General features: G+C 58.0%; 11 protein-coding genes and 1 pseudogene. 7 read left to right on the top strand and 5 right to left on the bottom strand.

Annotated features, from left to right (window positions below; all coding sequences use genetic code 11):
- Positions 1 to 118: 118 nt before the first annotated feature.
- Positions 119 to 355, bottom strand: coding sequence for a DUF896 domain-containing protein (locus QVO51_RS09270; RefSeq protein ID WP_022358175.1), 237 nt, complete (start codon positions 353 to 355; stop codon positions 119 to 121).
- Positions 356 to 432: 77 nt separating this feature from the next.
- Here QVO51_RS09270 and QVO51_RS09265 point away from each other — a divergent pair.
- The 7 genes and pseudogenes from QVO51_RS09265 to QVO51_RS09235 all read left to right on the top strand — a co-directional run.
- Positions 433 to 609 (top strand): annotated as a pseudogene (locus QVO51_RS09265) (SDR family NAD(P)-dependent oxidoreductase); the annotation flags it as partial.
- Between the two features lie 76 nt (positions 610 to 685).
- A complete protein-coding gene (locus QVO51_RS09260; RefSeq protein ID WP_022358174.1) occupies positions 686 to 1,168 on the top strand; it encodes an SDR family oxidoreductase in 483 nt (160 codons plus the stop codon).
- Between the two features lie 177 nt (positions 1,169 to 1,345).
- Positions 1,346 to 1,648: a hypothetical protein gene (locus QVO51_RS09255; protein WP_022358173.1), complete on the top strand. Its 303-nt coding sequence runs from the start codon at positions 1,346 to 1,348 to the stop codon at positions 1,646 to 1,648.
- 340 nt (positions 1,649 to 1,988) lie between these two features.
- Entirely contained in the window at positions 1,989 to 3,458 is a 1,470-nt protein-coding gene (gene guaB / locus QVO51_RS09250; RefSeq protein WP_015557369.1) for an IMP dehydrogenase, read from the top strand.
- A gap of 190 nt (positions 3,459 to 3,648) precedes the next feature.
- Positions 3,649 to 4,095 (top strand): DUF2975 domain-containing protein, encoded by a 447-nt coding sequence (locus tag QVO51_RS09245; protein WP_015557370.1) that lies wholly within the window; start codon positions 3,649 to 3,651, stop codon positions 4,093 to 4,095.
- A 12-nt stretch (positions 4,096 to 4,107) separates the two neighbouring features.
- On the top strand, positions 4,108 to 4,332 hold the full coding sequence (locus QVO51_RS09240) for a helix-turn-helix domain-containing protein (protein ID WP_015557371.1): 225 nt from the start codon (positions 4,108 to 4,110) through the stop codon (positions 4,330 to 4,332).
- Positions 4,325 to 5,938: a DUF4153 domain-containing protein gene (locus QVO51_RS09235; protein ID WP_022358172.1), complete on the top strand. Its 1,614-nt coding sequence runs from the start codon at positions 4,325 to 4,327 to the stop codon at positions 5,936 to 5,938. Before QVO51_RS09240 ends, QVO51_RS09235 begins: the two co-directional genes overlap by 8 nt.
- A gap of 604 nt (positions 5,939 to 6,542) precedes the next feature.
- On the opposite strand, the gene rlmH is transcribed toward QVO51_RS09235, so the two are convergent.
- The 4 genes from rlmH to QVO51_RS09215 form a co-directional block, all read right to left on the bottom strand.
- On the bottom strand, positions 6,543 to 7,019 hold the full coding sequence (rlmH, locus tag QVO51_RS09230) for a 23S rRNA (pseudouridine(1915)-N(3))-methyltransferase RlmH (protein ID WP_022358171.1): 477 nt from the start codon (positions 7,017 to 7,019) through the stop codon (positions 6,543 to 6,545).
- 1 nt (position 7,020) lies between these two features.
- Positions 7,021 to 7,803: an MBL fold metallo-hydrolase gene (locus tag QVO51_RS09225; RefSeq protein WP_015557374.1), complete on the bottom strand. Its 783-nt coding sequence runs from the start codon at positions 7,801 to 7,803 to the stop codon at positions 7,021 to 7,023.
- A gap of 62 nt (positions 7,804 to 7,865) precedes the next feature.
- Positions 7,866 to 9,149 carry a UDP-N-acetylglucosamine 1-carboxyvinyltransferase gene (locus tag QVO51_RS09220; RefSeq protein WP_022358170.1) on the bottom strand — a complete coding sequence of 428 codons (1,284 nt, stop codon included), beginning with the start codon at positions 9,147 to 9,149 and terminating at the stop codon, positions 7,866 to 7,868.
- Positions 9,150 to 9,292: 143 nt separating this feature from the next.
- The gene (locus QVO51_RS09215) at positions 9,293 to 10,009 is read right to left on the bottom strand and encodes a peptidylprolyl isomerase (protein WP_022358169.1); all 717 of its coding nucleotides are present in this window, start codon (positions 10,007 to 10,009) and stop codon (positions 9,293 to 9,295) included.
- Positions 10,010 to 10,294 lie beyond the last annotated feature (285 nt).

The following is a 10,294-nucleotide window of genomic DNA, read 5'->3' as shown; positions in this document are numbered from 1 at the left end:
CCCCCTGCGGCGGCTGTCGGCAGAATCTTGCGGAATTTTGTGGTGCCGATTTCCCCGTGCTCCTCAGCGACGGGATCCACCCTCTGGGAGAGCTGCTCCCCGGGGTATTCCGCCTCCCTCAGGGCTGATGCTTCTTCGCCTCCGCCTTTTTCTCCTCAAAATATTCCTCAGCCTTGTGCTTGCCGGTTTCGTCAATGATATAAGTATGCTCCAGCTGTCCGGCAAGGCTTTTCCGGACGCTGTCCCGGTATTCCTGCCGCAGTGCCGCCTGCTCCTGCTTTTCCGCCTCGGTCAGACCCTCCGCCTTGGATTTCCGGTACAGTGCGCTGATCCGATCCATTTTTTCCTGTGTCATATCCATCCCTCCCACTTTGTTGTCTCCCATTGTATCACATTGCCGCCGGTTTTGCAAGCGGCTGAAAGGAGCCTTGTATGAAACCTGTCACGCTCATCACCGGAGGATCCCGGGGCATCGGCGCCGCATGCGTCCGGATCTTTGCCGCCCAGGGACGCCGGGTCTGGTTCACCTATTGTCAAAGCGAAGCCGCCGCACAGCAGCTTGCCGCCCGCACCGGTGCCGTGCCCATCCGGTCGGACGTATCCGATCCCGCATGCAATGCCGCCCTGGCAGAGCAGATTTCCGCCGCCGGCGGGCTGGAGCTGCTGNNNNGGGCTGGAGCTGCTGGTGAACAACGCTGCCGTATCGGAAACGGAGCTGTTCCAGTGCCTGTCCCCGGAACGTGCCGCCCGGCTCTACGGGGTCAATTACCTGGGTGCGGCGGATCTGACCCGGCGGCTGCTGCCCCTGCTTTTGCAGCGCCACGGTGGCTGCATCCTGAACATCGCCTCCATGTGGGGGCAGACCGGTGCCTCCTGCGAGGCGGACTATTCCGCATCCAAAGCGGCGCTGATCGGGCTGACCCGTGCCCTTGCCAAGGAGGCAGGCCCCTCCGGCGTCCGGGTCAACTGCATCTCCCCCGGAGTCATCGCCACAGACATGAACGGCCATTTATCCCCGGAGGAACTGCAAGCCCTGGCGGAGGAGACTCCCCTGGGCAGGCTCGGCACCCCGGAGGAGGTGGCACAGGCGGCGGCATTCCTTGCCTCGGAGCAAGCCGCCTTCATCACCGGGCAGGTGCTGGGGGTCAACGGGGGCTTTCTGATCTGATTCAAAAAAATCAGACAAATTCCGGCAGATGCCTATAAAATTTCCGCAAAAACCGCTTGAATTTTTGTGTGGATTGTGCTATACTAACATCACAGGACGACCGTCCGAAAAATCCGGTGCGCCACGCTCCGTCAAAAGTGGCAGCTGACTTCACGAAGTACAGCTTTGGAGCAAACGATGAAAAAGAGAACAATCTTTGCACTGCTCGCAGCATCGGCGGCGGTTGCCGCAGGGGCAGCGTATGTGCTCTCCAGGAAAAAACATGGCTGCTGCTGCGATTACGATGCAGGAGATCTGGAAGACGACTGCGATTGCTGCAACTGCGAACTGGACGGAGACTGCCCGGTAGAGGATCTGAACGACGCAGAAATGCCGGCAGTGGACGTGGACGATGCTGAAACCGGCGAGGCTACGGAAGCCCCTGCGGAGGATGCACCGGCAGAGGATGCTGACAAAAGCGCAGACAAGACTGAGGCATGACCCAGGGCGGACGGCACAAGCGATGCCGTCCGCTTTCTTTTCCCCCTTCGGCAAACAACCTCTCTGAGGATGTCCTCTGATTTTCCGAAAAAACCCTTGAAATACACATATATTTCTACATGCTTTCTATGCAATCTGACGAAAAAAACCTTTCCGTTTCCCAATGCGGGATTGCCCTTGACTTTTTGTCGAAAAAATAGTATGATAGAAACAAAATAAATTCAGGGCAACACCGCACAAAGATTGTGCAGTGTTGCCGCAGGGTGATGCTGCTGCATGACCCCGTGGGACGAGCCGCATTCTGCGGCTCACCTTCTATTCTTAAAAAGGAGGAAATGCAATGCTGTCAGATGCGAACAAATTTTCAAAAGAGGGACTGACCTTTGACGATGTGCTGCTGATCCCCGGCGAGTCCGATGTGACCCCCAACATGATCCAGCTGGGCACCACCCTGGCAGGCAAGGTCAAGCTCAAGACCCCCATTATGACCTCTGCCATGGACACCGTTACCGAGTCCAAAATGGCAATCGCCATTGCCAGAGAGGGCGGTATCGGCATCATCCACAAGAACATGAGCATCGAAAAGCAGGCGGACGAGGTGGACAAGGTCAAGCGCAGTGAAAACGGCGTAATCGTCAACCCCTTCTCCCTGACCGAGAATCACTTTGTGTACGATGCGGACGAGCTGATGGGCAAGTACAAGATCTCCGGTGTGCCCATCGTGGACAACGAGGGCAAGCTGGTGGGCATCATCACCAACCGGGATATGCGATTCATGACCGATTTCAACACCCGGATTGCCGACGTGATGACCAAGGACAACCTGGTGACCGCCCCGGTAGGCACCACCCTGCAGGAGGCACAGGAGATTCTCCGTGCCCACAAGATCGAAAAGCTGCCCCTGGTGGATCAGGACGGCTACCTGAAGGGTCTGATTACCATCAAGGACATTGAAAAATCCGTCCAGTACCCCAACTCCGCAAGGGACGAACGGGGCAGACTGCTGTGCGGCGCTGCCATCGGCGTGACCGCTGACATTCTGGATCGTGCCAAGGCGCTGATCGACGCCCAGGTGGACGTGCTGGTGCTGGATTCCGCCCACGGTCACAGTGCCAACATCATGCGCTGCGTGAAGATGGTAAAGGAAGCCTTCCCGGATACTCCGGTCATCGCCGGCAATATCGCCACTGCGGAAGCTGCGGAGGCGCTTATCCAGGCTGGCGCAGACGCCCTCAAGGTTGGCATCGGCCCCGGCTCCATCTGCACCACCCGTGTGGTTGCAGGCATCGGCGTGCCCCAGATCACCGCTGTGTACGATGTCGCATGCGTGGCTGAAAAGTACGGCATTCCCGTTATCGCTGACGGCGGCATCAAGTACTCCGGCGACATCGTCAAGGCACTGGCTGCCGGCGCAAATGTGGTTATGCTGGGCAGTCTGCTGGCAGGCTGCGAGGAAGCACCCGGCGCAACGGAAATCTTCCAGGGCAGACAGTTCAAGGTATACCGTGGCATGGGCAGTCTGGGCGCCATGGAGTGCGGCTCCAAGGATCGCTACTTCCAGGAGGGCGCAAAGAAGCTGGTTCCCGAAGGGGTCGAGGGTCGTGTACCCTACAAGGGCGTGGTGGCTGACACCATCTTCCAGCTATGCGGCGGCATCCGCTCCGGCATGGGCTACTGCGGCTGCAAGGACATCCCCACCCTCCACGAAAAGGCAAAGTTTGTCCGGATCACCGGCGCTGGTCTGAAGGAGAGCCACCCCCACGATATTTATATCACCAAGGAAGCCCCCAACTATTCTGCACAGATCTGACGCATTGCATATAGCATTCCGCTCCGCATGGATTTCATGCGGAGCTTTTTTGTGCCGCCCCTTCCGGATGCTTTTTCGAGAAACAGAAAAAAATTATCGATATTCGATAATTTTCTATTGACAAATGATAATTCCCGTGTTATACTGTTCTCAACGAAAGGGAAAGATTCCCGAAAGGAACGGTGATTGTATGAAATGGACCCCGACCGCATCCCTGCGGCTCACCACCATCCTCAACTGGGTGGCTCTGGGGGTGGTGACATTCCTTATGTTCTTCATACCCGTCATGGCAAAGTGGTACGACGATGTGTCCCTGGCGCCCCCCATCTTCCTGCCCCTGTGCATCTGCCTGTACCTGTCCGCCGGACTGGGGCTGACCGCCCTGCTGTCCCTGGCACGGCTGCTGCACAATCTGAACCGGAACCGGATCTTCGTGGCGCAGAACGTGACCTGTCTGCGGCTCATCTCCTGGTGCTGCTTCGGGGTGGCACTGGTATTCCTGGTGCTTGCCTGGTTCCGCTCCCTGGGACTGCTGGTGGCATTCGCCGCCGCATTCTTCGGACTGATCCTCCGGGTGCTGAAAAACGTGTTCGCCCGGGCGGTGGCGCTCCAGGACGAAGCCGACTACACCATTTAAGGAGGGATCCCCATGCCCATTGTGGTAAATCTGGACGTGATGATGGCAAAGCGGAAGATCTCCTCCAGTCAGCTGGCGGAGCAGATCGATCTGACCCCTGCCAATCTGTCCATTCTCAAAAACAACAAAGCCAAGGCGATGCGGTTTTCCACCCTTGCCCGGATCTGCAAGGCACTGGATTGCCAGCCCAGCGACATCTTAGAGTACATTCCAGAGGAGGAGGATACACATGACTGAGCAGAATCCCGATCTCCGGATCCCAGAACCTGTTCCGGATCCAAAACCGGACGAAGCCCCGGCACCGGATGCTGCAGCCACCCCGGATCCCGCTGCCCAATCTGGCGAACAAACGTTCGTAAACGCAGGCCTGCCCCGGATCCCGGCGCATTTCACCCGTAGTCAGAAGCTCCTGGCGTTCTGCTGTCCCCTTGCAGGCTTCGGCGTTCTCCGGTACATGATCCTCCACGCCCTGGGACTGCCTGCCACCCTGGTGTGCTGGGGCGTGCTGACCCTGGGCATCCTGTTTCTCAAGCGCACCCCCCGGATCCGCTTCACCTGGAGCCACCGGTGCATGGCGGCGGTGCTGTACCTGTTCCCCTTGCTTTTCTGCATCAGCGACAACAAGACGATGACCGGGCTGTGCGCACTGTATGAGCTGGCAGGCATCCCCTTCTTCTTTTACCATGTGGCATCCGGCGAGGCTGCTCTGCCCCGGTGCCTGCCCCTGGCGCTGTACAAGGCGCTGCTGGATTACCCCGGACAGAACAATCTCATGTTCCCCGCCATCCGGCAATGCCTGCAAAAGCGGAAGCTGAGCCGGAACGCCCTGTATGTGCTGGGCGGACTGCTGCTGGGACTGCCTCTCTCCCTGCTGGTGTATGCAATGCTGCTGTCTGTGGATCAGAACATGGGCGTCCTCACCGACTGGATCCGGGCGGACTGGTACCGGAACCTGATGATCTACCTGGTGCAGCTCCTGCTGGGGCTTCCCATCGGCATGTTCCTGTACAACAGCCTGTACAACAACGCCACCCGGCGGAACATACGTTCGCTGCGGCAGTCCGACTGCACCCGGATCTTGGAGGGCATGCGGATTGCGCCGGGCATGCTCCTGTACGCCATCATGACCCCGGTATGCTTTGTGTATGCGGTGTACATCGGCTTACAGGCAAGCTACCTGTTTTCCGGCTTTGCCGGCACCCTGCCGAAGGGGTTCAGCTATGCCAGCTATGCCCGCAGCGGCTTTTTCGAGCTGTGCTTTCTGTCGGTGCTGAATTTTCTGCTGATCGCCCTGCTGTTCCTCGCATGCCGCCGACAGGGGGACGCACGACCCCTCCCCCTGCGGATCTACAGCGGCATCCTGTGCGTCATCACCTTGCTGCTAATCGCCACATCGGAAAGCAAAATGTGCCTGTACATCTCGGAAATGGGTCTGACCCCCAAGCGGGTGTATACTGCCTGGTTCATGCTGTTTCTGGCACTGGTGTTCCTGATGCTGCTGCTCCGGCAGTTCCGCCCCCGGTTCCATCTGGCACGGGGCGTGCTGGTGACGGGCACCCTGATGCTGGGTCTGCTGGCATTCTCCCTGCCGGACGCCTGGATCGCAGCCTACAATCTGAACGCATACAAAGCTGGAAAGCTGCCCCAGCTGCACATTTCGGATTTTTCGGATCTGTCCGACGATGCCTATCTGTTGTATCCGGATTACCGGCAGCAGCTGGAGGAAATGAGTCCCTCCGTCTACGAGATTCATCTGACACGCCGGTGGGAAAAGGATGCGCAGGATCCCTTCCGGCAGTATAATTACGCCACCTGGCGGTTTATGAAGCGGTATCAGCCTTAGCGTGTGACCATTTCCCTTTGCGTTGTTTTTGATACTCTGCGTGCTAAGCACATGCTTTGCTGTTTTGCTTTTGGTGACCGTTTTCTTTTTTGCGTTTTCAGATGGTCTGCGTGCTCCGCTTACGCAGTACAGGTTTACCGTCGTCTTGGGGAGATGTGTATGATTCTATTCACTTAACCGAATGGGTCACGCATGACCCATCTACCGTTGTGCGAGCGACAACCGTACTCTCTTTTCCACAACTCTCCCCTCTCTTGTGGAGAACGAATGTTCTCTGATGGTTTTCACGATTTCAGCCGTCAGACTGGTTCTGCACTGTTCTGTGTAACATCGTGAAAACGTGTAGCTTAGAGGTGCATGCCAAAGGGGGAAGAGGAAGGAGGAAAGCGGGGGACTGGGGGAGAAAACCCGGAAGGGGAAGGGGGATTGGCAGCCGGGCTGCCCCCCTTCCCCTGGGTTGTCTCCCCAAGAGGTTGGTAGAACGGTACTGCGTGACCCATGCACGCAGAGCATAAGGAAACGCACACAAACGAATGGTCGCTCAGAAAGGTAAACCGGCAAAGCGTAACCCCAAACAAAAACGGGACGATCTCCATCGTCCCGTTTACTTATGATATTTCCCCCCTGCCTGAATCTGAAACGCCCGGTACAGCTGCTCCAACAGCATCACCCGTGCCAGTTGATGGGGGAAGGTCATCTCCGACATGGACAGCCGCAGATCCGCCCGCCGCTTGATCCGCTCCGCCAGCCCGAAGGAGCTGCCGATCACCAGGGTCACCGTGCCCTGCCCCTGTATCCCCAGCCGGGTCAGCAGCCCTGCAAACGCCTGGCTTTTCTGCTGCTTCCCCTCAATGCACAGGGCGATCACATATCCGGCGCATGCCTTCTCAATGGCACTCGCCTCCGCCTCCAGAGCCTGGGCGATCTCCTTCTCCCCCGGATTCTCCGGCAGCCGTGCCTCCTCCAGTTCCAGAATCTGCAATTTTGCAAACCTGCCGATCCGCTTTGCATACTCTGCACAAGCCTCCCGCAGGTACTGCTCCTTCAGCTTGCCCACTGTCACCAGCCGTACCTGCATCATCTCAGAACACCACCATTCTTCCTGTGGTTTCCACCGGCGCCACCTCCAGCAGGTAGTCCCCGTTCCGGCGGAACTGCCCCAGCGCCTGCTCCACGGTCTGCTCCGCCAGTGCCGGGGTGTTGTTCTCCTGGCTCAGATGCCCCAGAATCAGCCGGGTGGTGCCTGCCGCCACCAGTGCCGCCGCCAGCGCACCGCTGTCCGGGTTGGACAGATGCCCCCGCTCCGAAGCGATCCGCTGCTTGAGATAGCCGGGATAGGGCCCGTTTGCCAGCATCCGGGGGTCGTAGTTTGCCTCCAGCAGCACCAGATCACAGCCCAGCAGCGCCTGATGCACCGTGGGGGTCACATGCCCCAGATCCGTACACACGGCACAGGTACGCCCGTCTCCGGTACGAATCCGATAGCCGCAGCTCTGCACCGTGTCGTGGGGGATGTCAAAGGCGGTCAGCTCCGCATCCCCGGCGGTCACCGCCCCCTCCATCACCTGTGCCGGACAGCCCGGTGCCAGATGCTCCCCGGCAATGAGCTTTTCCAGGGTCTGCGCCTGGGCATACACCGGCACCTTCAGTCGCTTGGTCACCATCCGCAGCCCCTTGATATGGTCGGAATGGTCGTGGGTGATGAAGATCCCCCGGATAGCACTCTCCGGAATGCCGCAGTCCCCCAACGCCTGCATCAGCCGCTTGCAGGATACCCCTGCATCGATCAGCACGCCCCCATGGGGAGAGCCAACAAAGCTGGCGTTGCCCTTGCTGGAGCTGAACAGGGGGTAGATCCTTGCCATATGTACACATCCTCTCAAAACAAAGAGGCAGAAAGCCCCTCGCTTTTTGCCCCTTCTCCCGGTTACATGGCCTTCTTGACCGATACCCCCGGAAAGCTCTTTTTCACAATGTCTGCGCCCAGCTTTTGCAGCTTCTGCTCCATGCAGGCGTAGCCCCGCTCTATGTGGTAAATGTCCTCGATCTCCGTAACGCCGGTTGCCGCCAGCCCGGCGATAATCAGTGCCGCTCCGGCTCTCAGGTCGCATGCCTTCACCGGTGCGCCCATCAGCTTGCCGGTGCCCTCGATAACTGCCACCTTGCCGTCCACGGAGATATCCGCACCCATGCGCCGCAGCTCGTCCACATACCGGAACCGCTGCTCCCAGACCCCCTCCTTCACGATGCTGGTGCCCTCTGCCAGGCACAGCAGGGTGGTGATCTGGGGCTGCATATCCGTGGGGAAGCCCGGATGGGGCATGGTCTGGATGCTGGTTTTCACCAAGGGCCCGTCCACCCATACCCGGACGCTGTCATCAAATTCCTCAATGTTGACCCCGATCTTCTCCAGCTTGTTGGTAATCGGCTCCAGATGCTTGGGGGTCACGTTCTTGACGAGCACATCCCCCTTGGTGGCTGCGGCAGCGATCATAAAGGTGCCTGCCTCGATCTGATCCGGGATCACCGCATAGGTGGTGCTGTGGAGATACCCCACGCCCCGGATCTTGATGACATCCGTGCCGGCGCCCATAATATCCGCACCCATGGAATTGAGAAAATTGGCAAGATCCACAATGTGAGGCTCCTTGGCGGCGTTCTCGATCACTGTCAGCCCCTCTGCCCGGACAGCCGCCAGAATGGCGTTCATGGTTGCCCCCACGGACACCACATCCAGATAGATCTGACTGCCCCGGAGCCGGTCTGCGGTCACATCCACCATGCCGTGGTCAATGGTACACTTGGCACCCAGTGCGGTGAATGCCTTCAGATGCTGGTCAATGGGACGATCCCCCAGGGGACATCCCCCCGGCATGGACACCCGTGCCCGGTGGTACTTGCCCAGCAACGCCCCCAGGAAGTAGTAGGAGGCACGCATCTGCCGTGCGCTTTCGTATGGTACGCAGCAGTTCAGGATCCCTCTGGGATCGATCCGGTAGGTGGTCTCGTTGAGCATATCCACCTGCGCCCCCATCTCGTACAGGATCCGCAGACTAATGGAAACATCACTGATATTGGGTACATTTTCGATGACGCATGGCTCGTCCGCCAGGATCACCGCCGGAAGGATCGCAACCGCCGCATTCTTGGCACCGCTGATTTCCACTTCTCCCATCAGCTTGCGTCCGCCCTTGATGATAAATTTATCCAAACCTTTTCTCTCCTTATTTTTTCCCCGTCGGTTGTCCCCGGCGGCGAAAACCGCTTTGCTGCCGGCACTCTTTTTTTCTGCCTGCTGAATCTCTTTTGTTCTGTTTCTATTTCAGTATACCCTGCCTCTGCCGGGTTATCCGGTTACTGGGCGTGGTATTCCGTTACCTTCATGCTCTCGATGGTTACCTGCTCCTTGGGCTTGCTCTTGGAATCCACCGCCACATCGTTGATCTTCTTGCAGATATCCAGCCCCTCGATGACCTGACCGAACACGGTGTAGTCCCCGTCCAGATAGGGCTGACCCCCATGCTCATAGTACATCTGCTTCACCTGGTCGGAATAGGTCTTGCCGTATGCCTTCAGTTGCTCAAAGGTCTGCTCCGTCACCGTAGTCCCGGTGACGATATAGAACTGGCTGTTGTTCAGCTTGTCGGATGCCACCGCATAGGCAAGCGCCCCTTCAAAGTGGCACAGCTTGCTGGAGATCTCCTGCTTGAAGCCGGTGCCCCACATGGATTCGCCCCCGGTGCCGTTGCCCTTGGGATCGCCTCCCTGGATCACGAAATCCTTCACCACCCGGTGGAAGATCAGCTCATCGTAATACTTCTGCTCCACAAGACCCAGGAAGTTTTCCACCGCCTTGGGGCATTCCTCCGCAAACAGCCGGATCTTCACCGTGCCGTAGTCCTTGATGTTCAGCTCGACGATCTTTTCCCCCTCTGCGGGCATATCGTAGTTGATGATCTTTTCCTCGGACAGGCTTGCTTCCTTCTTGCCGCAGCCGGTCACGCCGCCTGCCAGCATAACGCCGCACAGCAGCATGCTGACAACTCTGCGCCATGTCACTCTATATTTCATAAGGCACCTCTCAATTCTCGGATGGGAGCCTGCATGCAGACCACCCCATAATTCACCATATTAACTTTATCATTATACAACATTCTCGCGCATTTGTAAAGGCATCCGGCACGATTTCTTCATTTTTGGAGAAAATGACGGACAATCGTCAACTCTTTTATATTGTGATTCTTCCCGAAAAACTGCTGTTTATGAAAAAAACAGCACCGTGCATGCTCTGCACGATGCTGTGAAGCCATATGGCTTTACCGGTGTCTGCCGCCGCCGCCATGGCTGCTGCCCCCG

It is taken from the genome of Ruminococcus sp. CAG:379, assembly GCF_000434255.1.
GTDB classification, from domain to species: Bacteria; Bacillota; Clostridia; order Oscillospirales; family Ruminococcaceae; genus Ruminococcus_F; species Ruminococcus_F champanellensis.
The sequence above is the reverse complement of the archived record's forward strand: the minus strand, read 5'-3'. Positions and strand labels throughout refer to the sequence as shown.